Annotated in this window: 19 protein-coding genes; 10 read left to right on the top strand and 9 right to left on the bottom strand. The window is 68.3% G+C overall.

From position 1 onward, the window contains the following. Positions 1-35 precede the first annotated feature (35 nt). From HLH34_RS00910 to HLH34_RS00900, 3 genes are all read left to right on the top strand, one after another. Positions 36-971: an ArsR/SmtB family transcription factor gene (locus HLH34_RS00910; protein WP_183117704.1), complete on the top strand. Its 936-nt coding sequence runs from the start codon at positions 36-38 to the stop codon at positions 969-971. A 25-nt stretch (positions 972-996) separates the two neighbouring features. Further along, positions 997-1,890, top strand: coding sequence for a methylenetetrahydrofolate reductase [NAD(P)H] (metF, locus tag HLH34_RS00905; protein WP_183117703.1), 894 nt, complete (start codon positions 997-999; stop codon positions 1,888-1,890). A gap of 117 nt (positions 1,891-2,007) precedes the next feature. Continuing rightward, positions 2,008-2,199 (top strand): hypothetical protein, encoded by a 192-nt coding sequence (locus tag HLH34_RS00900; RefSeq protein WP_183117977.1) that lies wholly within the window; start codon positions 2,008-2,010, stop codon positions 2,197-2,199. A gap of 9 nt (positions 2,200-2,208) precedes the next feature. On the opposite strand, the gene HLH34_RS00895 is transcribed toward HLH34_RS00900, so the two are convergent. Then, positions 2,209-2,868, bottom strand: a complete 660-nt coding sequence (locus tag HLH34_RS00895; protein WP_183117702.1) for a DUF2459 domain-containing protein — start codon at positions 2,866-2,868, stop codon at positions 2,209-2,211. A 50-nt stretch (positions 2,869-2,918) separates the two neighbouring features. On the opposite strand from HLH34_RS00895, the gene HLH34_RS00890 reads away from it, so the two are divergent. The 4 genes from HLH34_RS00890 to HLH34_RS00875 all read left to right on the top strand — a co-directional run bounded on the left by HLH34_RS00890 (position 2,919) and on the right by HLH34_RS00875 (position 6,745). Then, entirely contained in the window at positions 2,919-3,995 is a 1,077-nt protein-coding gene (locus tag HLH34_RS00890; protein WP_244959534.1) for a LacI family DNA-binding transcriptional regulator, read from the top strand. A gap of 86 nt (positions 3,996-4,081) precedes the next feature. Next, complete coding sequence (gene aroE, locus HLH34_RS00885; protein ID WP_183117700.1) at positions 4,082-4,942, top strand: shikimate dehydrogenase; 861 nt, start codon at positions 4,082-4,084, stop codon at positions 4,940-4,942. 232 nt (positions 4,943-5,174) lie between these two features. After that, positions 5,175-6,152: an aldo/keto reductase gene (locus HLH34_RS00880; protein WP_183117699.1), complete on the top strand. Its 978-nt coding sequence runs from the start codon at positions 5,175-5,177 to the stop codon at positions 6,150-6,152. Between the two features lie 11 nt (positions 6,153-6,163). After that, a complete protein-coding gene (locus tag HLH34_RS00875; protein ID WP_183117698.1) occupies positions 6,164-6,745 on the top strand; it encodes a GNAT family N-acetyltransferase in 582 nt (193 codons plus the stop codon). On the opposite strand, the gene HLH34_RS00870 is transcribed toward HLH34_RS00875, so the two are convergent. Beyond that, positions 6,708-8,912 carry a beta-N-acetylhexosaminidase gene (locus HLH34_RS00870; protein WP_244959533.1) on the bottom strand — a complete coding sequence of 735 codons (2,205 nt, stop codon included), beginning with the start codon at positions 8,910-8,912 and terminating at the stop codon, positions 6,708-6,710. The genes HLH34_RS00875 and HLH34_RS00870 overlap by 38 nt on opposite strands. A gap of 158 nt (positions 8,913-9,070) precedes the next feature. Between HLH34_RS00870 and gluP the strand changes: the two genes are divergently transcribed. Continuing rightward, a complete protein-coding gene (gene gluP, locus HLH34_RS00865; protein ID WP_183117697.1) occupies positions 9,071-10,360 on the top strand; it encodes a glucose/galactose MFS transporter in 1,290 nt (429 codons plus the stop codon). Positions 10,361-10,390: 30 nt separating this feature from the next. Here the strand turns inward: gluP and HLH34_RS00860 are convergent, their stop codons facing one another. Beyond that, positions 10,391-11,503, bottom strand: coding sequence for an N-acetylglucosamine-6-phosphate deacetylase (locus tag HLH34_RS00860; protein WP_183117696.1), 1,113 nt, complete (start codon positions 11,501-11,503; stop codon positions 10,391-10,393). A gap of 116 nt (positions 11,504-11,619) precedes the next feature. Here HLH34_RS00860 and nagB point away from each other — a divergent pair, with 116 nt between their 5' ends. Further along, positions 11,620-12,411 carry a glucosamine-6-phosphate deaminase gene (gene nagB / locus HLH34_RS00855; protein WP_183117695.1) on the top strand — a complete coding sequence of 264 codons (792 nt, stop codon included), beginning with the start codon at positions 11,620-11,622 and terminating at the stop codon, positions 12,409-12,411. A gap of 6 nt (positions 12,412-12,417) precedes the next feature. Here nagB and HLH34_RS00850 read toward each other — a convergent pair whose 3' ends face one another. The 3 genes from HLH34_RS00850 to HLH34_RS00840 all read right to left on the bottom strand — a co-directional run bounded on the left by HLH34_RS00850 (position 12,418) and on the right by HLH34_RS00840 (position 16,010). Continuing rightward, the gene (locus HLH34_RS00850) at positions 12,418-14,241 is read right to left on the bottom strand and encodes a cation:proton antiporter domain-containing protein (RefSeq protein WP_183117694.1); all 1,824 of its coding nucleotides are present in this window, start codon (positions 14,239-14,241) and stop codon (positions 12,418-12,420) included. Positions 14,242-14,375: 134 nt separating this feature from the next. Further along, a complete protein-coding gene (locus tag HLH34_RS00845) occupies positions 14,376-15,680 on the bottom strand; it encodes an MFS transporter (protein WP_183117693.1) in 1,305 nt (434 codons plus the stop codon). A gap of 99 nt (positions 15,681-15,779) precedes the next feature. Further along, the gene (locus tag HLH34_RS00840; RefSeq protein WP_183117692.1) at positions 15,780-16,010 is read right to left on the bottom strand and encodes a hypothetical protein; all 231 of its coding nucleotides are present in this window, start codon (positions 16,008-16,010) and stop codon (positions 15,780-15,782) included. A 288-nt stretch (positions 16,011-16,298) separates the two neighbouring features. On the opposite strand from HLH34_RS00840, the gene HLH34_RS00835 reads away from it, so the two are divergent. Further along, a complete protein-coding gene (locus HLH34_RS00835) occupies positions 16,299-18,431 on the top strand; it encodes a M3 family metallopeptidase (protein WP_183117691.1) in 2,133 nt (710 codons plus the stop codon). A gap of 37 nt (positions 18,432-18,468) precedes the next feature. Here HLH34_RS00835 and HLH34_RS00830 read toward each other — a convergent pair whose 3' ends face one another. The 3 genes from HLH34_RS00830 to HLH34_RS00820 are packed head-to-tail and all read right to left on the bottom strand — an operon-like array spanning position 18,469 to position 21,971. Further along, on the bottom strand, positions 18,469-18,942 hold the full coding sequence (locus tag HLH34_RS00830; RefSeq protein ID WP_183117690.1) for a nuclear transport factor 2 family protein: 474 nt from the start codon (positions 18,940-18,942) through the stop codon (positions 18,469-18,471). Between the two features lie 11 nt (positions 18,943-18,953). Next, positions 18,954-20,720, bottom strand: a complete 1,767-nt coding sequence (locus HLH34_RS00825; protein ID WP_183117689.1) for an AMP-binding protein — start codon at positions 20,718-20,720, stop codon at positions 18,954-18,956. A 6-nt stretch (positions 20,721-20,726) separates the two neighbouring features. Next, positions 20,727-21,971: an MSMEG_0569 family flavin-dependent oxidoreductase gene (locus HLH34_RS00820; protein WP_183117688.1), complete on the bottom strand. Its 1,245-nt coding sequence runs from the start codon at positions 21,969-21,971 to the stop codon at positions 20,727-20,729. Positions 21,972-21,973: the final 2 nt, after the last annotated feature.

Here is a 21,973-nt window from a genome sequence, read left to right as displayed (position 1 = left end):
TTGCACATATAAGGATATCGTTATATGTATCCGCCATGTACCGTCCGCTGCTCATCTTCCAGGCCCTGGCCGACCCCACCCGCCTGCGCATTCTGGCGCTGCTGCGGTCGATGGAACTCTCGGTCGGCGAAATCGCCCAGGTGCTGGGGCAGAGCCAGCCGCGCGTGTCCCGCCATGTCAAAATCCTGGTCAATGCCGGGCTGGCCGAACGGCGCAAGGAAGGCAGTTGGGTGTTCCTGACCCTGGGGCCGGCGCCCGACCTGGCGCCGGTCTTCGCGGCGATCGACCAGTGGACGCGGGGCGACGACCCGGACGCCGACGCCGATATCGCCCGGCTGAAGGCGGTGCGGGCCGTGCGCGCCAGCGCCGCCGAGGATTATTTCGAGACCCACGCGGCGGAATGGGACGCGATTCGCTCGCTCCACGTCGCCGAAGGCGATGTCGAGGCGGCGATCGAACGGGTGCTGGCGCCGGAGCCGATCGGCCGGCTGGTGGATATCGGCACCGGTACCGGCCGGATGATGGAACTGCTGGGCCGCAAGGCGGACTGCGCGATCGGGTTCGACCGCAGCCCGGCCATGCTGCGCCTGGCGCGCACCAAGCTGGCCCAGGCCGGCCTGGACCGCGCCGAACTGCGGCAGGGCGACATCTATGCCCTGCCCATGCCCGCCGCCTCGGCGGACGTCGCGATCATGCACCAGGTGCTGCATTACGCGCAGCATCCCGCCGCCGCGATCGCCGAGGCCGCGCGCCTGCTGGACGCGGGCGGCCGCCTGCTGATCGTCGATTTCGCGGCCCACGATCGCGAGGATCTGCGCGACCGCGACGCCCATGTCCGCCTGGGGTTCGCCGACGACCAGATGGCGGCGTGGTTCAAGGCCGCCGGCCTGTCCTGCGCGCCCCCCACGCACCTTGACGGCGAACTGACCGTCAAACTGTGGCTGGGTCGCCGCCTTCCCGCAAAACTCTAGAGCTTTTCATCAAGGAGCCGGCTGCATGCCTTTCCCCCTTACCGCCGTGCGTCCGCTGTCGCATGCCCCCATCCCCGGTCCGGTCGAGGTTTCGTTCGAATTCTTCCCGCCCAAGACCGCCAAGATGGAAGACGGCCTGCGGCAGACCGTCGGCGTGCTGGCGTCGCTGAAGCCCCGGTTCCTGTCGGTGACCTATGGCGCGGGCGGGTCGACGCGCGACCGCACGCTGGCGACCGTCGCGGCCCTGGTCCGCGACACCTCCGTGCCGGTGGCGGGGCACCTGACCTGCGTCGATGCGACCCGGGATCAGGTCGACGACGTGGCGCGGGCCTACTGGGCGGCGGGCATACGCCATATCGTGGCCCTGCGCGGCGACCCGACGACGCCGGGCAGCCGCTTCGTGCCGCATCCGGACGGGTACGAGAACGCGGCGGCGCTGGTGGCGGGGCTGCGGCGGATCGCGCCGTTCGAGATCTCGGTCGCGGCCTATCCCGAAACCCACCCCGACGCCGCCAGCCCGCAGGCCGACCTGGACAATCTGAAGGCCAAGATCGACGCGGGCGCCACCCGGGCCATCACGCAGTTCTTCTTCGAGGCCGAAACCTTCCTGCGCTTTCGCGACAAGGCCGCCGCCGCCGGCATCGACGCCGAAATCCTTCCCGGCATCCTGCCGGTGGCCAACATCGCCCAGGCGTACAAGTTCGCCGCCATGTGCGGCGCGCACGTCCCCAACTGGATGCACCGCCTGTTCGACGGGCTGGACGACCAGCCCGCGACACGCGCGCTGGTCACCACGGCGGCGGCGGCCGAACTGTGCCGCCAGTTGCGGGCGGGGGGCGTGTCGCACTTCCATTTCTATACGCTCAACCGCGCGGAGGCCTGCCAGGCCCTATGCCGGCTGCTGGTCAACCCGCAATAACACTGCGCTGCATCGCAAAAATCTTCCCGCGCGCAGCAACTGTCGCGGGCGCCGGGCGATGATTCGTCCTCCGGGACACGCATCTGTGTTCCGGCGCTATCAGGAAGACGCACGGCAATGTGGACCGACAACGCGACACGGTTTCTGCGCCCCCTCACCCTGGGGGCGTGCATCGCCATCGTGCCGCTGGCCGCATGCAGTTCCGCCAGCGGCGACGGGGACGACGCTCCCCGCAACCACAAGGTCATCGTCGTTCCACGCGGCACCGACGTCGTGTGTCCCGACGGCAGTCACCCACCCTGCCCCTGAGCATCCGGGTTACGGGAGGGCGGGCACGGCGGACGCCCCACACATCCTGCGTTCGGCTCGCGCGCCGCGCGCCATGACTTGCCCGGCGAACACCACCCCCTGCGACGAAATCGGCACCTGCGCTGCCCGCAGCGCCTCGGCCACCCAGCCGTTGCAGGTGTGCATCAGCGTGTAGGTGCTGCGCGCGGCATAGAACAGGCTGGCAGGATGACGGCCGACGGCGACCAGCCGGGGCCCGTCTTCCCGGACGGCCAGATCGTCCCAGATGAAGGCGGACAGGCGGCGCGCGCCCTCGCCAGACAGCGGAAAGACGATGGTCCTGTCCGCGCCGTAGGCCTCGGGCGGTGTTGTGGACAGGCCGATCGTCTGAATGACGGCGGGGCCGGGAAACGGCCCGATCAGATACTCCCGCACGCTGGACGCGGGCGCGGTGAAGAACGTCTTCTTGCCATAGCTGAACAGGATGGTCCTGGCCCCCGGAAACACCGCGCGATAGAGGCCCAGCGGCCCGTCCAGCGCCTGCACCGGGATGCCTATTTCCGTATGCCACCCCCGGTCGACCAGGTACACCGGTATCGCCCCCGCCGGCCAGGACGCGCAGCGCGGAGCATCCGGGGTGCATGCGTCCAGCAGAATCAGAAACATCGCGGCCAGCAGGGCGAATTTCATCTTCCGTGTTTCCCCTTCCCCCCGGATCATGTCGCCGGCGGGGCCGTGGCTTGCCGCGCCTCCAGATGAGCCTCTATGCTTTGCCGGTGCAAGACCATGTATCCGGCAGGGGGCCGATCATCCGCCCGGTATCGTCCATCGACGTGGCCAGGCTGGCCGGCGTCTCGCAATCCGCGGTGTCGCGCACCTTCGCGCCGGACGGCAGCGTGTCGGCGCGCACGCGCGAAAAGGTGCTGGCGGCGGCCGCGACGCTGGGCTACCGCCCCAATCGCATTCCCGCCATCATGCTGTCGGGCCGGTCGCACATGGTCGGGGTGATCGTCGGCGGGCTGGACAACCCGTTCTACGCCACGGTGCTGGACCGGTTCGCCGTGGCCCTGCGCGACATCGGGCTGCACGTGCTGCTGGTCCAGGTGGCGGATTCCCTGGCGCTGGACGCGGCGCTGGATCAGCTTGCGGGCTATCGGGTCGATGCCGCCGTCACGGCGCTGGCGGTCGGCACGCGGCAGGCCGCCGACGCGCTGTCGGCCCTGCGGATCCCCATCGTCTGTTTCAATTCCCGCCTGACGTCGCCATGGATTTCCACCGTGCGGTCGGACAACCGGGCGGCGGGCCGCGATGCCGCCGACCTGCTGGCCGATCGCGGCGTCCGCCGTCCCGCCTGGATGGCCGGCCCCCCCGCCAACGCGGCGTCGCGGGAACGCGGCCGGGGCTTCACGGAGCAGTTGGCGGCCCGGGGCTTGGCGCCCGCCGCCACGATGCGGGGATCGGATACCTATCAGGGCGGGTATGACGCCATCCGCCACCTGCTGTCGGCGTCCCCGCCGCCCGACGGACTGTTCTGCAGCAACGACCTGATGGCCTGCGGGGCAATCGACGCCCTGCGGCAGGTGGGGGGCCTGTCCGTCCCGGCCGACGTGCGGGTCGTGGGGTATGACGATATCCCGCAGGCGGCATGGCACAGCTACGACCTGACGTCGTTCGACCAGCAGGTGGACCGGATGGTGGCGGCCGCCCTCGACCTGCTGGCCACGGCCCTGGCCGGCCCGCCGGGGCCGGCGGGCGGGCGCACGCTGAACATTCCAACCCGGCTGGTCGAACGCGGCAGCACCCGGCATGGCGGGTGACATTCCTGCATAGCTATGCAATCCTGCCGGCCGACCGGAGACGAGATTTTTCGTGCCGTCTCCCGCGTTTTCAGGAGGCCTTCGCCATGTCGTCCCAAACGTTCCTCGCCGCGCTGACCGGGTCCTTCTCCACGCCCTGCGCCGATAACCCGACCGTCGCGATGATCGAGGCCGCGTATCGGCACCACGATATGAACGCCCGCTACATCAATTGCGACGTGAAGGCCGACGGGCTGGCCGACGCCGTCCGGGGCGCCGTGGCCATGGGGTGGGCCGGGTTCAACTGCTCCATCCCGCACAAGATCGCGGTGCTGGCGCACCTGGACGGGCTGGCGGAATCCGCCGCCATCATCGGGGCGGTCAATTGCGTGGTCATCCGCGACGGCAAGCTGACCGGCGAAAACACCGACGGCAAGGGCTTCCTGGAATCCCTCTCGGGCGTGACCGACCCGAAGGGCAAGAATTTCTGCCTGCTCGGCGCCGGCGGGGCGGCACGCGCCATTGCCGTGGAACTGGCCCTGGCAGGCGCGCGTCACCTGACGATCGTCAACCGCGACGCCGCGCGCGGCAAGGACATCGCAGGCCTGATCAACGACAAGACGGCGGCCGAGGCCACCTTCCAGCCCTGGACCGAACGGTTCGCGATCCCGCGGGACGCCGACGTGTTGATCAATGCCACGTCCGTCGGCCTCGGTGACGCCGAGGCCATGCCCGACATCGACCCCGACAGCCTGCGCCACGGGATGGTCGTCGCCGACGTCATCCCCAACCCGCCGCGCACGGCGCTGCTGCGCGCGGCCGAGGCGCAGGGCTGCACCACGCTCGACGGGCTGGGCATGCTGGTGAACCAGGGCGTGATCAGCGTCAGGCTGTGGTTCGGGCAGGATGTGGACGCCACCGTCATGGCCCGTCAGCTTCAGGACATCTTCGGCGTCGCCAGGACGTAATACCGTCCCCCGTCCGGCACGAATTTGCGTCTCGGCCCCTGACGGCAGCCAGTGCCGGATGCGGCGACGCCGCAAGAGCCAGGCAGGAGAGAAACGTCCGCCGAATCCGATAGGATCGATTTCGGCGGCAGCATCCGGGATCCGGGCGGAACCGACGCGGCATGATTGACAGGGGTGGGGTCGTTCTGCTGGCCTTCCGCCAACCCTCCATCGGCCACAAGGACCTGCCGCCATGGAATATACAAGGCTGGGCCGCAGCGGCCTTCAGGTTTCTCGTATCTGCCTGGGCTGCATGACCTACGGCCTCCCCGATCGCGGCAACCATTCCTGGACCCTGGACGAGGCGGCCAGCCGCCCCCTGATCCGCCAGGCGCTGGAAGCCGGGATCACGTTCCTGGACACCGCCAACAGCTATTCCGACGGTACGTCCGAGGAAATCGTCGGCCGGGCCATCCGCGATTTCGCCCGCCGCGACGAGATCGTGCTGGCGACCAAGGTGTTTTTCCCCGTGCGGAACGGCCCGAACGGCTCCGGCCTGTCGCGCCGCGCCATTCTGGGCGAGATCGACAACAGCCTGCGCCGCCTGGGCACCGATTACGTGGATTTGTACCAGATCCACCGCTGGGACCCCCACACGCCCATCGAGGAAACGATGGAGGCGCTGCACGATGTCGTGAAGGCCGGCAAGGCGCGCTATATCGGCGCGTCGTCGATGTACGCCTGGCAGTTCGCCAAGGCCATCTATACCGCTCGGCTGAACGGATGGACCGAATTCGTGTCCATGCAGGACCATCTGAATCTGCTGAACCGCGAGGAAGAGCGTGAAATGCTGCCCTTCTGCCGCGACCAGGGGATCGGCGTCCTGCCCTGGAGCCCGCTGGCGCGCGGCCTGCTGGCCCGGGACTGGCGCGACAGCACCGTCCGGCAGGAAACCGACAAGGTCACGCGCACCCTCTATACCGCGACCGTCCAGGCCGACCGGGCGACGATCGACGCGGTCGGCCGCATCGCGCAGGCCCGCGGCGTGCCGCGCGCGCAGGTCGCCATGGCCTGGCTGCTGCAACAGCCCGGCGTCACCGCGCCGATCGTCGGCGCGTCGAAGCCCGGCCATCTGGACGACGCGCAGGCCGCCTTGTCCCTGACCCTGGACGATGCCGAGATCGCGGCGCTGGAAGCCCCGTACATCCCGCATCCCGTCGTCGGATTCTGAGCGACCAGCCCATGACGGACACGACCTTCCGCCCCGCCATCCGGCCGGCGACGATCACGGACCTGCCCGCCATCACCGCGATCTATGGCTGGCACGTCCAGCACGGCACCGCCTCGTTCGAGACCGAGGCGCCCGCGCTGGACGACATGACACGGCGGCACCACACGCTGGTGTCGGCGGGCTACCCCTACCTGGTGGCCGAGCAGGCGGGCATCGTCGCCGGATATGCTTACGCGGGGCCATACCATGTGCGCGCCGCCTATCGCGACACGGTCGAGGATTCGATCTACCTGCATCCCGACATGACCGGGCGCGGCATCGGCGGAGCGTTGCTGGCTGCCCTGCTGGCGGCCTGCACGGCGCGCGGCTTCCGCCAGATGGTGGCGGTGGTGGGCGACAGCGACAACCTGCCGTCCGTCCGGCTGCACGAACGCCACGGCTTTCGCAACGCCGGCACGTTGCACGCCGTCGGCTACAAGCATGGACGCTGGCTGGATATCGTCCTGCTGCAACGCCCGCTGGGCGACGGCGACGCGATGCCGCCGTCGCGTGGCCTCAGTCCAGCCCCGCCAGGGTCCGCACGCCCGGCGTGATGTCCTGCAACAGATCCGCCGGCGGCTGGGCCACCGTATGGCTGACGACCATGTTGGCCGACGCCGCCACCGCCTGATCCTGGCGGGCCAGCAGGGCGCCCGTCGCGGCCCGCCAGTCCTTCCCTTTCCGTCCCGCCAGGGCGTCCAGCCCGGCCTGCGCCAGGGCCTTCAGCTCCTGCGAGGCCGGGCGGGCATCTTCCAGGATCGGACGCCCCGCCGACACCGCCTGGAACGCCGCGTCATTATCGCGCCAGCGGGTCAGCATGGCTTCCAGCACCGGACGAACCGAATGGTCGCCCGCCACGTAACGGCGCGCCAGGTCGCTGAACCGCTCGGCCCCGGCGCTGTCGGGCGCAGCGATGTCGCCGAGCGTGTTCATCTGCTGTACGATCGGCCCCTTCTGTCCGTGCGCGGCCGAATGATTATGGCCGTAATGCCGGATCGGGCTGGTCGCATCGGCCAGGGTCAGCACCGGCCCCGCATCGCCGGGCGACAGTCGCGCCGCCATGCGATAGCGATTGGCCTGGGCCTGCAGCCCCGTCACGCACAATTCGTCCTGCACCACCGCCAGCCGGCGATACATGTCGGGCACGTCACGCACCGACGCCGGCGACCAGAACCGCTCGGCAATGGCGGCGGACCGGGGCCAAAGCCGGGCATCCAGCATCTCGTCGGTTACCACCTCGGCCCAGAGCGGGGCCTCGCCGCCCATCACCAGCCTGTCCTGGGCCGGGCTCATCGTCGCCGACGGGTCCAGCTTCAGGGCGTCCACCATGGCGCCCAGCTTCGGGCGCAGCTTTTCCGCCAGGTCGGGCGTCAGCCCGTTGGCGTGCGGGTCCAGCGGATCGACCAGATAATGTTCCGACGCGGGTTGCAGCAGGTCGAGGTAATAGCCCGCCGACACCACCACCGGATGCCCCGCCCGCGTGGCGGACGCGATGAATTTCGACCCGCGCCAGGCCTCGATGACGACATTGTCGGGGATCGACGCCTCGGTGATTTCGTCCCATCCCATCATGATCTTTCCTTGATCTTGAAGGATCTTCTGGATCCGCGCGGTAAATGCCGCCTGCAATTGCTGCGGCGTGGCGAAGCCGTGCTGCCGCATGAATGCGGCGATCTCGGCGTTCTTCGTCCATTGCGTGGGCGAGACCTCGTCGCCGCCGGCGTGGAAATAGCGATCGGGGAACAGATGCCCCATTTCGCCATACAGCCGTCGCAGGAAACGATAGCTGTCCTCCAGCGTCGGGTTGATCGCCGCCACATTGATCTGATGGCGATCGCCGGGAACCGGCGTCTGCGACGCCAGGTCGGGATAGGCCAGCAGCAGCGCGAACGCATGGCCCGGCGTATCGAATTCCGGCACGATGCGGATCCCCCGGTCCGCCGCATAGGCGACCAGGTCGCGGATCTGCCCCTGCGTGTAGAACTGGCCGTGGGAGGCCACCGTCGCCAGCCGGGGAAAGACGCGGCTTTCGACACGGAATCCCTGCCCGTCGCTCAGATGCAGGTGCAGCACATCCAGCTTCACCATTTCCATGGCGTCGATCTGGCGTTTCAGGGTCTCGATCGTCATGAAATGACGCGCGACGTCGATCATGACGCCCCGCCAGGCGAAGCGCGGCGCATCGTCGATCCGCACATAGGCGATCGCGGGGGACTGCGGGCCGGCCTGCGCCAGTTGCAGCAGGGTGGCAAGCCCGTGCAGCACGCCGGCCGGCCCGTCGGCCGCAAGGTCGATGCCGTGCGCGTCGACCGTCAGCCGGTATCCCTCGCGCGCCGTGACGCTCAGGTAGGCCGGGTCGGCACCGACATGGATATGCAGTGGCGTCGTCGCCGCCCCCGGCGCGTCGGCGGCCGGCGCCGGAATGCCGCCAAGTGCTGCCAGGCGCGCCCTGAACCGCCCGACCGCCCGTTCCAGCATCGGCGTCCGCGTGCCCTCCCAGACCACCGACACGCCCCCCGGAATGGACAGGCTGCCGACGTCGAACCGGGCGGATGCGGGGTACGGCATCAGGGCCGACGCCGCCCGGGCCACCCCGGCGACCGAGAGCAGGGCCACCAATGCGACGCCCGCGCCCCACAGGGCACGGCCCGGCCGCGCATGGTTGCGGCCCCGCATCGTCGCCTGCTTCGGGCAGTGCGTGCGAACGTCGTTTCCTGTCATCGGGCTCTCCTTACCTCCCCTGTCTTTATAGGGATTGTTCGGAAGCACAAACGGTCCGGCCCCGCGCAGCCGGGCCTGTTCCAGAAGTGGAGAGACTTTTCCCCGCAGGAGAGGCACACTCCCTGGCAGCGCACGCAGAACCGAAAGACCGACCCCCGATGCCCGCCCGTTTCCAAAGCCCCGCCGGCCCTTACGGCTGGCTGCCCATCGTCATGCTGGGCGGCCTGTTCTTCATGATCGGTTTCGTCACCTGGCTGAACGGGCCGCTGATCTCGTTCGTGCAGGTCGCGTTCGACATCAGCGACGTCAGCGCCTTCCTGATCCCGCTGGTGTTCTACCTGTCCTATTTCCTGTTCCCGGTCCCGGCCTCGTTCATCACCGCGCGGACGGGGCTGAAGAAGGGACTGGCGCTGGCCCTGGTGGTCATGTCGGCGGGCGCAGTCCTGTTCGGCCAGTTCATCAGCCTGCGCTGGTACCCCGGCGCGCTGGGCGGCCTGGTGGTGCTGGGCGCGGGGTTGTCGCTGCTGCAGATCACGGTCAATCCGTATGTCAGCATCCTCGGCCCGATCGAAAGCGCGGCCCAGCGCATCGCGATCATGGGCGTGTGCAACAAGTTCGCCGGCATCGTTGCGCCCATCGCCCTGGCCCTGCTGGTCATGCGCGATATCGGCGGCGTCGCGAACCGGATCCGCGCCACGACCGACCCCGTCGCGCGCGACCGGATCCTGGACGGCTTCACCCATGCCGTCTACCTGCCCTATCTGGGCATGGCGCTGATCCTGCTGCTGGCGGCGGCCTGGGTGCGGCGCTCGTCCCTGCCGGACATCGCGCTGGAAGCGCCTGCCCGCGCCGCCCCCACCCCTGCCGCGCCGCGCGGGCGCCTGCTGTTGGGCGTGCTGGGCATGTTCCTGTATGTGGGGGTCGAGGTCATGGCGGGCGACGCCATCGGCACCTATGGCCGGGGATTCGGCCTGCCGCTGGATACCACCAAATTCTTCACCTCGCTGACGCTGGCGGCCATGATGCTGGGCTATGTCGGTGGTCTGCTGTGCGTGCCCCGCCTGCTGTCGCAGGAACGCTGCCTGGTCGTGTCGGCGGCGACCGGCATCCTGCTGACGGTCTGCGCGTTCCTCAGCGCCGGCTATGCGTCCGTAGCCTGCGTGGCGTTGCTGGGGCTGGCCAACGCCATGATCATGCCCACCCTGTTTCCGATTTCCATCCGGGACATGGGCAACGCCACGGGGCGGGCGTCGGCCTATCTGGTCATGGCGTTCTCGGGCGGGGCCGTCCTGCCGCAGATCTTCGTGGCCCTGAAGCAGGCCCACGATTTCCAGGCCGTCTTCGCCGGGATCATGATCCCGGCCTATCTCTATATCCTGCTGTTCGGGCTGCATGTCCTGAAGGACCGCGCCACGCGGCAGGCCACGGCCCCGCTGGTGCCGCAATAACGCGCCCCCCAACGCATTACCGCCGACGCACTACCGCCGGCGCACGCCCTCCACCCAGACTTCCTCGATTTCGAACGCCTCGTTCATCACCACGAAATCGGCCCGCAGGCCGGGCCGCAGGGCCCCGCGATCGTCCAGGCCCAGATAGCGGGCGGCATTTCCGCTGACCAGCGCCGCCGCGTCGGTGACAGGCGTACCGGCCCGCACGGCGTTGCGCAGGGCGACGTCCAGGGTCAGCACGCTGCCGGCCAGCACGCCGTCGGGCAGGCGCGCGACCCCGTCGCGGATCATCACGTCCTGCCCGCCCAACTGGCTGGGCCCGTCGCCCAGCCCGGCGCCGCGCATCGCGTCGGTGACGAACAGCAGGCGTTCCCCCATCACCCGGTGCGCCAGACGGAAACTGCCGGGATGGACGTGATGCGTGTCGAAGATCAGTTCGGCATAGCCTGCGTCGCTGCAGAACAGCGCCGCCGCCGGGCCAGGCCGGCGCCCCTCGATCCCGCCCATGGCGTTGAACAGATGGGTCGCGCCAGCCGTCCCGCCGGCCGCGCAAATCCGGCAGATCGCCTGTTCGGTCTGCTCGAAGCCGGCGGTGGTGTGGCCGATGCTGACGCGCACACCCGCCGCGGCGAACGATTCGATGGCCGTGTCGGCATGGTCCAGTTCGGGCGCCAGGGTCACCACCCGCACGATCCCGACCTCCAGCGCCGCGCGCACATGCGCGGGGTCCGGCGCGATGGCGAAGGGCGGCTGCGCGCCCAGGCGATGCGGGCTGACGAACGGCCCTTCCAGGTGGGCGCCGTGAATGGCCGGGCCGTCCCCGTCGGCGAACCCTTCCCGCCGCACCTCCGCCACCGCCCGCAGCGCGTCCATGACGTCCGGCCAGGGGCGCGTGATGGTAGTGGGCAGGATCGTGGTGGTGCCGTGCGCCATATGAAAGCGCGACAGGCGGCGGATCGCCGCCACGCCATCCATCGTATCGGCGCCGTCGCCACCATGCACATGGACGTCGATAAAGCCGGGCAGGATGTAACGCCCGGACGCCCCGTCCCCTTCGTCGATCGAGCGGATCACCCCGTCGAACGACAGGGTGCCGGCCATCACCCGGTCCGGCAGGACAAGCCGCCCCTGAAGATCGGTCATGGTCGGTTCTCCTCCGTCGCGGTTGCGGTCAGGTTCATCTGCCGCAGGTGGTGCGTCCAGTCCATGGAAAGACCTATATCTGTTCGGCACAGCGAAATGGTCGGGGGCAGACGCGCATGAAACTGGTGGTACGGAACGACGATCGGGCCGTCGCGGCCCTGACGGCCCGCCTGGTCGCCGATCTGCTCAAGGCCCGGCCGGACTGCGTGCTGGGGCTGGCCACCGGCCGCACGATGGAGCGGGTCTACGACGCGCTGGTCGAAATCGGCCACGCGGAAGCCCTCGATTTCTCGCGTTGCCGCACGTTCAATCTCGACGAATATATCGGCCTGCCGCCCGGCAGCGCCCATTCGTACCGCGCCTACATGAACGACCATCTGTTTTCGCGCATCGCTATCCCCCTCGAAAACACGATGCTGCCGGACGGATCGGCCGCCGATCTGGCGGCCGAGGCCGCGCGGTACGAGGACGCCATCCGCCGGGCGGGCGGTATCGACCTGCAACTGGTCGGCATCGGCGAGACCGGGCATATCGGCTTCAACGAACCGCTGTCGTCCTTCACCTCGCGCACCCGCGACATCACGCTCGCCCCCGGCACACGGCGGCAGAACGCCGTGCTGTTCGACCGCGACATCGACGCCGTTCCCCGGCGGGCGCTGACCATGGGCGTCGGCACCATCCTGGAAGCCCGGCGGGTCGTGCTGGTGGCCACGGGGGCGGCCAAGGCCGGCATCCTGGCGCAGGCGGTCGAAGGCCCGGTCACCCCGATGATCAGCGCGACCGCCCTGCACTTCCATCCGGACAGCCTGGCCATCGTCGACGAGGACGCCGCCCCGCACCTGAAACATCGCGAGTATTACGACAGCGTCTTCGCGACCGACCCCGAATTTGCGTCCTTTAACGCCTGAGGCCCCTCACCCGTCCGCAAGGGACGGCGGGGAGGCGACATCCGCCGGCAGGATCGCCGGAGCCGAGCGGCGGAGACGGTCGATCATTCCCCGGGCGATCTCACGTTCTCCCATGATGACGGTGTCGGCGCCCAGCCGGCTCAGATGTTCGGTTTCCGCATCGGAATGGGCGCGTCCGATAATAAGGATCGCCGGATTGAGCGCCCGGGCCTGTTCGACCACCTGTCCGGCTTCGAACGCCCCCGGAATGGCGACGACGATGCTGCGGGCCGCCGGAAGATTGGCCAGGGCCAGCACATCGGGCGACGCGGCATTGCCGACGATGACCTCGATCCCCCGGCTCTGGAGCAGCGCGATGCTCTGGTCGGCATCCTCGATCACCAGGAACGGCACCCGCGATTCGTGAAGTGCTGCGACCACGATCCCGCCCACCCGTCCGTACCCCACCACCACCACATGATCCGTCAGTTCGGTCGGCGCGGCCTCGCCCTCCGGATAGGCGCCCTCGCCGGCCGGCTCGGGCGGCGCCGGCGTCTCGGCATGAAGAAGCGCGGGGACGAGGGGAACGACCGAGGCGATCGCGGCCCGGATGACCCGGGCCTCGAGAGCGGGCCTGATGACCCGTTCGCACAGGGCGAAGATCATCGGATTCAGGACGATCGAAATGATGGCCCCCGCCAGCAGCAGGCTGCGTCCCTGCTCGGGCAGTAGATGCAGCGTCACGCCCATATCGGCGAGGATGAAGGAAAACTCGCCGATCTGCGCCAGACTGGCCGAAATGGTGAGTGCGATGGCCGCACCGCGCCGGAAGAGGATGACGATCAGGAACGCGGTGATCGATTTTCCGACCAGAATGATGGCGAGCGTTCCCAGCAGGGGCAGCGGGTTTTCGACCAGCGCCCGTGGGTCGAACAGCATGCCCACCGATACGAAGAACAGCACGGCGAACGCATCGCGCAGCGGCAGGCTTTCCTGCGCCGCGCGCTGGCTGAGTTCGCTTTCCGACAGGATGGTCCCGGCGAAAAAGGCGCCCAGCGCCAGCGAGGCCCCGAACAGCTTCGCCGCCCCGTACGCCACGCCAAGGGCTATGGCCAGCACACCCAGGCGAAACAGCTCACGCGAGCCGGTATGGGCAATGTGATGCAGCACCCAGGGGATGCCCCGGCGGCCGATCAGCAGCATCACCGCCAGGAAGGCCCCCAGCTTCAGCGCCGTCACAGCCAGAACACCGGCCAGCCCGGGGTCGAAGCCCAGAACGCGCCCCATGAGCCCCACGAGCGGATCGCGCGCGACGCCGCCATGTCCCGTCGTGCTCGCAAGGGCGGGGATCAGCACCAGCGCCAGGACCGTCACCAGGTCCTCGACGATCAGCCAGCCGACGGCGATCCTGCCGCGTTCCGTCTCCACCAGACGGCGCTCCTGCAGCGCTTTGAGCAACACGACGGTGGACGCGACCGAAACGGCCAGGCCGAAGACCAGCCCCCCGGCCGACGACCACCCCATGGCGACCCCCAGCGCCCAGCCCAGCACCGTGGCGACCCCGATCTGCGCCATCGCCCCCGGAATGGCGATGAAACGCACCGCCAGAAGTTCCTTGAGCGAGAAATGAAGCCCGACACCGAACATCAGCAGGATTACGCCGAGTTCGGCCAGTTCGGGCGCCAGGGACTGGTCGGCGACGAAACCGGGCGTGTGCGGCCCCACCAGAATCCCCGCGACGAGATAGCCGACAAGCGGCGGCATGCGCAGCCGGTTGGCGAGGGCACCGAACACGAACGCCAGAACCAGCCCCGCCACGATCGTCGAAATCAGGGGGGTGTCATGCGGCATCGGTCAGCTTCCCTCAGAGCGCGGCCGGGCCGGCGCGCACGGCCCGAAGGGACATCCGCCAAACCCGCATACATGCCCCCCGGCCCGCGGAAGCTGAACGTGCGGGCCGGCCTGCCGTTCACACGCGAAACCGTTCAGCCCGTCATCCGCGCGGCCGCGACGTCATCGCCCCGACTGTCGAAAATCCGCGCCATCCGTCCCGACAGCAGCGGCGCCACCGACACCACGGACACGGCGACGATATAGAAAAGCCAGGACATCGGGCTGCCCGTCAGGCCGATCAGCGCGGTGAAGACAAGCTGCGCCGTGCCGCCGAAAATCGTGACCCCCAACGCGTAGGACAGGCCGGTCCCGAGCGTACGGACCTCCATGGGAAACAGCCCGGTCAGAAGGACGATGGCCGCGCCGCTGGCGATTCCGTGCGCCACCATCAGCATCGCCAGGACCGCCAGGAACACGCCCGGCCGCGGATCATGCATCACCACCATGAAACCGGGATAGAGCGCCGCCGCCATCGCCAGCCGCGCCGCGACCACGACGGCGCGCGCACCGTGGCGATCGGCCAGCCAGCCGCCGGCCAGCGCGAACGCCAGCCCGACGCCCCCCAGGACCAGGTTCATCGTGCGCGCGAAATCCGCCGGGAAATGCAGGGTGCGGATGGCGTAGGTCGTGCCGTAGAGGAAGAAATATTGCGCGACGGTCGCCCCGGCGACGATCAGTATCGCCGCCCCGACGCGCCCGGGCATGTCGTGCAGCAGCCGGCGCGCCACCGCCCCTGCGCTATCGAGGGCAACCGAATGTTCCAGTGTCTCGTCAACCGAATGCCGGATCCAGTAGCCGACCGGCGCGATCAGCACCCCCAGCAGGAAGGGCACGCGCCACCCCCAGGATTCGACCGCCGCCGGCGACATCGACAGGCCCAGCATCAGCCCCACCAGCCCCGACAGGAATGTGCCGCCCTGCTGGCTGGCGATCTGCCAGCTGCCGGCCAGGGCGATGCGGCGCGCGGTGGCGCTTTCCACCAGAAAGGCCGTTGCCGGTCCCATCTCGCCGCCCGTCGAAAACCCCTGCACCAGGCGGGCGACGACCAGCAGCAGCGGTGCCAGGACCCCGATCCGGTCATAGCCGGGCAGGACGGCGATCATTAGGCTGCCCAGCGCCATCATCCAGATGGTCATGCTCATCGCCGCCTTGCGGCCCCGCCGATCGGAATGGATGCCGATGATCACGGCCCCCAGCGGCCGCGCCAGGAACCCCAGGCCGAAAGTCGCCACCGACAGCAGCAGCCCCACAAAGGAATTGCCGACCGGAAAGAACACCCGCGCGATCGTCGTCGCATAGGCCGCATAGACCGTGAAATCGTAGAATTCGAGCGCGTTGCCGACGGTCGCCGCCGCGACGTTCCGCGGGGCTGCATTCCGCTTCGATAGCGCAACCATGCCGGTCCTGTCCTGCCCTGATTCCTGTCAATCAAGACCCTATACCAGCCGCACAGCCACTGATAACGCCGATTGAATAAATCCGGACCGCCTGCCGCCCTAGAACGCGAACAGACAGCCCGCGGCATCGGACAAATCGCGGAGCGTGATTCCGCCGGCCCAGGCGGCATGGGCCAGCCAAGCCGCGCCGGCCAGCACCGCGACGCCGCAGGCCCTGTCCCACATCCTCATGCCGGCCGGTCCATCGCCCGACGGCACGACACGCGCACAGCCGGCCGAGGCGACGCCTCCCCGAACGGCATGGTCCTGGCAGGGCTGGATATGGCTCAAAACCCCGATTCCTCCGTCATCCCGAAGATATGGCCGGCCGCGTCATCGAACCGCCCTTCGATATCCCGAAAACCCGCAGCATGAACAGGATCATACGACCCGATCGGCGCCGGTCAATATAAAACACCATTCAATGGTGTTAATGCGTATTACCTGACAAAAATCGCTAAACAGCAGCCACCCGGCGCTTTCCGATCGTTCCGGGTCGGGTGGTTTTTTGTTCCTCCTTCGGCCATGCTGCACCGTCCGGAGGCGCCTCCGGACGGGACACCGCAGAAGGATAAGTGAATGAACCGCGCCGCCTGGCTTCGTACTGCCGCCATCGTCACCTGCCTGGCCGGCTGGTCCGCAGCGCCCGCGCCGGCCCGGGCCGCCGCCAACCCCTTCCAGGCCGCCAGCACGCTGCCGTTTCAAGCGCCCCGGTTCGACCTGATCCATGACGGCGACTACCAGCCCGCCTTCCTGCTGGGCATGAAGGCGCAGCGCGCCGAAATCCAGGCCATCGCCCGCAATCCCGCCGCGCCGACCTTCGACAACACGATCGCGGCGATGGAACGGTCCGGGCGGGTGCTCGACCGCGTGTCGGAGACCTTCGCCGGCGTCTACCAGGCCAACACCAACCCGACGCTGGACAAGGTGCAGGCGGCCGTCGCCCCCCTGCTGGCGCAGCATCAGGATGCGATCTACCTCGACCCCAGACTGTTCGCGCGCGTGCAGTCCCTCTATGCCGCCCGCGCGACCCTGAAGCTGGACGGGGAACAGGCCCAGTTGCTGGAGGTCTATCACCAGCAGTTCGTCCATGCCGGCGCGCAGTTGTCCGATGCGGACAAGGTGACGCTGCGGCACCTGAACACGCGCCTGTCGACGCTGGAGACCCTCTTCCAGCAGAAACTGCTGACCGCGACCAAGGCCGGCGCGCTGGTGGTGTCGGACAAGGCGGCGCTGGCGGGGCTGGACCCGGCCGCCATCGACGCCGCGGCGTCGGCCGCGCAGGGTCGCGGGCTGACCGGCAAATGGGTCCTGCCGCTGCAGAATACGACGCAGCAGCCGGCGTTGCAGACCCTGGAAAACCGCGACACCCGCAAGGCCTTGTTCACCAACAGCTGGCTGCGCGCCGAACGGGGCGACGCCGGCGATACCCGCGCCACCATCGCGGAACTGGCGCAGTTGCGCGCGCAGAAGGCGGCGCTGCTGGGCTATCCCGACTATGCGTCCTATGTGCTGTACGACCAGATGGCCAGGACACCCGACGCCGTGCAGCATTTCATCGCCCAGTTGGTCCCCGCGACCCTGGCCGAACAGAAGCGCGAGGTCGCGGACATCCAGTCCGCCATCAGAAAGGACGGCAAGGATTTCCAGCCCGAACCCTGGGACTGGCAGCTTTATGCCGAACAGGTGCGCAAGGCGCGCTACGACCTCGACCAGGATCAGGTGAAGCCGTATTTCGAGCTGGATACCGTCCTGCGGGATGGCGTATTCTTCGCCGCCAACCAGCTTTACGGCATTTCGTTCAAGGAACGGAAGGATATCCCGGTCTACAATCCCGACGTCCGGGTATTCGAGGTCTCGGACAAGGACGGGTCCCCGCTGGCGTTGGTCTATTTCGACTATTTCAAGCGCGACAACAAGAATGGCGGCGCATGGATGTCGAACTTCGTCGGGCAGTCGCACCTGCTGGGCACGAAGCCGGTCGTCTATAACGTCGCCAATTTCACCAAGCCGGCGGCCGGTCAGCCCGCGCTGATCAGTTTCGAGGACGTCACCACGATGTTCCACGAATTCGGCCACGCGCTGCACGGCATGTTCGCCGACCAGACCTACCCCACGCTGTCCGGCACCGCGGTCGCGCGCGACTTCGTCGAATTTCCCTCGCAGTTCAACGAACATTGGGCGCTGGACCCGATCGTCTTCGCGCATTACGCCAAACATTACCAGACCGGCGCGCCGATGCCCCAGGCGTTGGTGGACAAGATCAAGAAGGCCGCGCGCTTCAACCAGGGCTATGCGCTGGGCGAAATCATCACCGCCGCCAAGCTGGACATGGACTGGCACACAATCAAGCCCGCCGCGCCGCAGCAGGACGTCGACCGGTTCGAGGCCGCGTCGATGGACCGGATGGGCCTCGATACCAAGGACGTGCCCACGCGGTATCGGTCCAGCTATTTCCTGCATATCTGGGCCAACGGCTACGCGGCCGGATATTATGCCTATCTGTGGACCGAAATGCTGGACGACGCGGCCTTCGCCTGGTTCCGCGCCCACGGTGGCCTGACCCGCGAAAACGGGCAGAAATTCCGCGACATGATCCTGTCGCGCGGTCATACGCAGGATTATGGACCCATGTTCCGGGCCTTCTATGGAAAAGACCCCGACATCACTCCGATGCTGCGCCATCGCGGGCTGATCCCCGGCGACGAATGACGCGCTCCCGGCAAGGGCCCCGGCCCTTGCCGGCTTCCTACAAGCCCAGGTCCGACAGGCCCGGATGATCGGCCGGGCGCGGCCCCGCGCGGTCCCAGAAGAATTTGCGTTCATCCTCGCGGATCGGCAGGTCGTTGATGCTGGCGAAGCGCCGGCGCATCAGCCCGTGCGCATCGAATTCCCAATTTTCATTGCCATAGGACCGGAACCAGTTTCCGGCCGCATCGTGCCATTCGTAGGCAAAGCGGACGGCCAGCCTGTCACCCGTAAAGGCCCACAATTCCTTGATCAGCCGATACTCCCGCTCGGCCTGCCATTTGTGGGTCAGGAAGGCGATGATCGCCGGCCGGCCCTGGATGAATTCCGACCGGTTCCGCCAGAAACTGTCGGGCGTGTAGACCAGCGAGACGCGATGCGGGTCGCAGCTGTTCCAGCCATCTTCGGCGCCCCGCACCTTGCGGGTGGCGGTTTCGGCCGTGAACGGCGGCACGGGGGGACGGGTTTCGGACATGCGTCTTCCTCCTATGCGGTGGGGATGGACTCGGCTGCGGCCTCTCGCGATGGCCTGTCGCGCAACGCCCGGCGCACGATCTTGCCCGAGCGCGTACGTGGCAGGCTGCCCACAAAGACGACGTCCCGCAGGCCGGTGAACGGGCCGATCTGCCGCCTTACCAGATCCACCAGATCCGCCCCCAGACCCGGCGTAACGCCCGATGCGGAGGGCACGACATAGGCCACGGGAATCTCACCCCGCAGCCCGCTGGGCACCCCCACCACCGCGCATTCGCCCACCATCGGATGGGCCGCGATCACGTCTTCCAGCTGGCCGCTGGCGATCCGCCGGCCGGCGACCTTGATGACGTCGTCCAGCCGCGCCGTCAGCCGGACCGTGCCGTCCGCCCCCAGCGCGCCGACATCGAAGGTCCGGTAATAGTGCCCCGTCGCGTCCAGATAACGGTCCGGAAAATCCACACCGCGCCAGACCCCCGACAGGCACCCCGGCGGCAGGGGCAGGCGCAGCATCAATTCCCCTTCGCGCACCTGAAGGTCGAAACCCGGCCCCGGCCGCGCGGTCAGGTCCGCCTCCCGCAGGCCCAGAGTGGGCCCCACGATGCTCCATCCCGTCTCGGTCTGCCACCAATGATCCAGGACCGGCCGGCCGAGGCCCCGCTCCGCCCAGGCCAGCAGCTCCGGGTCCGACCGTTCCCCCGCCACGAACACCGCCGCCAGATCCGGGCCGCCGGACAGCGGGCCATCGCCCGCCTGCCGGCGCATCAGCCGCAGGCTGGTCGGCGTGGTGAACAAAATCCGGACCCGATGCCGGGCGCACAGCGGCAGGATCGCCCGCGCATCCAGCGGCCCTTCGGCGAACAGGCTGGTGCAGCCGGCAAGCAGCGGCCCATAGACCGCGTAGGAATGCCCGACCACCCATCCCAGGTCGGACGTGGTGAAGAAGACCTGCCCCGGCGCCATGCCGTAGATCAGCTCCATCGACAGGGCCAGAGCCACAGCATGGCCGCCATTGTCGCGCACCACCCCCTTGGGCGCGCCGGTCGTGCCCGACGTATGCAGGATATAAAGCGGGTCTTCGGCCCGCACGGCGACCGGGTCGGCCGGGGCGTGACGTTCCAGCGCATGGAAATCGTAGTCGCGTCCGGGTCGCAGCCTGACCGGACAGGCCGGCCGCTGCACCACCACGCAGGCCGACGGGCGATGGAGGGCCAGCGCCAGGGCCTGTTCCAGCAACGGCATATGGGGGACCATCGTCCGGCCCTGGAACCCGCAGGTGGCCGAAATCACGACCACCGGCGTGGTGTCGTCGATTCGCGTCGCCAGTTCCCGCGCGGCATAGCCCCCGAAGACGACGACATGGATGGCACCCAGACGGGCGCAGGCCAGCATGGCGATCACGGTTTCCGGCAGGCTGGGCATGGAAATCAGGACACGGTCCCCCGTCCTGACGCCCAGGTCACGCAGGCCCCCGGCAAACCCCGCGACCCGCGCGCACAGCGCCGCATAGGTCAGGGTTTCGCTGGCCCCGGCCGCCTCGCCATGCCAGATCAGGGCGTCACGGTCCCCGTGGCCGGCATCAACATGACGATCGACAGCGTTGTAGCAACTGTTCAGCCACCCGCCGGCGAACCAGTCATGCCATCCGTCGGCACGCCGCGTGGCGGCCCCTTCGGGAGGACGCACCCAGGAGACGCGGCGCGCCGCCGACAGCCAGAACCCGTCAGGATCGGCGTGATACGCCGCCATCATATCGCGGTGGGTCGTCCAGGGAAGCATGGGGCGTTACGCGCCGGCGACCGGCACCGCACGCCCGACGATCCTGCCCGCCAGATAGGCGGCATCGCGGGAAATGCCGGAAAACCGCGCCGATCCCCAGGTGTGTTGCCAGGGCAGGCCCAGAAAGGCCAGGCCCGGCTGCTCGGTCTCGCCCCGGTACCAGACCGGCTGTCCCCGCCCGTTGAACACCGGCACGTCGATCCAGCGATAGTCCGGCCGAAAGCCGATGCACCAGATGATGCTGGTGATGCCCGCCGCCTTCAGGTCCAGCGATGCATCCGTCCCGTCCGGTGTCCAGACCGGCACATAAGGCGCCTCCGTCGGCGCCGTGAGGTCCTCGCGGGCGATATAGGCGTCGATCGACGCCTTGATGTTCGCATTGGTCCGATCGGCATCGTCCAGGTTTGCAGCCAGGTCGTTTCCAAAACATGCGATGTCGTCGCGAATGTTCTTCAGGCTGCCATGCAGGGCGACGCCTTCCAGAGCGAACTGGCGCAGATCCAGATCGTGGCCGCCATTGCGGCCGGTGACGTAATGGTTCGTCTTGTCCCGCGCGCCGTCGCGCAGTGGATGCTGGTCGACAGTGAGGTCGTAGAATTTCATGTCGGCAAGCCAGTCGACCACATCGCGGCCGCGATAGAAGCGCGAGACGCGCGGAGCGTTACCGACGCACAGATGCACCTTGCGTCCCGCCAGATGCAGATCCTCGACGATCTGCGCGCCCGACTGCCCGCTGCCGACGACCAGCACCGCGCCCTCGGGCAGGGCGTGCGGATTGCGATAGGACTGGGAATGGATCTGCGCGATCGCCGGATCGATGGCGCTGGCATATCCGGGAATGACCGCCTCGCTATAGGCGCCGGTCGCGATCACGACATGCGCGGCCACATAGACGCCGTCGGTCGTCTCGACCCGATAGCCGCCGTCCGCACGGCTGACGCCGGTCACGCGCACACCGCACCGCAGGGGCGGATCGAAGGATTTCACGAATCCCTGCACGTACTCCACGATCTGCTGCTTGACCATGAAGCCGTGCGGATCGTCACCCCGGTAGGGATGGCCCGGCAGGTCGCATTGCCAGTTGGGCGTCACCAGCGAAAAACTGTCCCAACGTTCGTCCTCCCAGGCATGGCAGGCGGTGCGGGCCTCCAGCACCACATGGGCCACATCCAGGCGGCAGAGATACCAGCTCAGCGACAGGCCCGCCTGTCCCCCGCCCACGATCACTACGGGGCATTTCGTCTCTGTCATGA

The organism is Gluconacetobacter azotocaptans (assembly GCF_014174355.1).
In the GTDB taxonomy this organism is placed as follows: Bacteria; Pseudomonadota; Alphaproteobacteria; order Acetobacterales; family Acetobacteraceae; genus Gluconacetobacter; species Gluconacetobacter azotocaptans.
The sequence above is the reverse complement of the archived record's forward strand: the minus strand, read 5'-3'. Positions and strand labels throughout refer to the sequence as shown.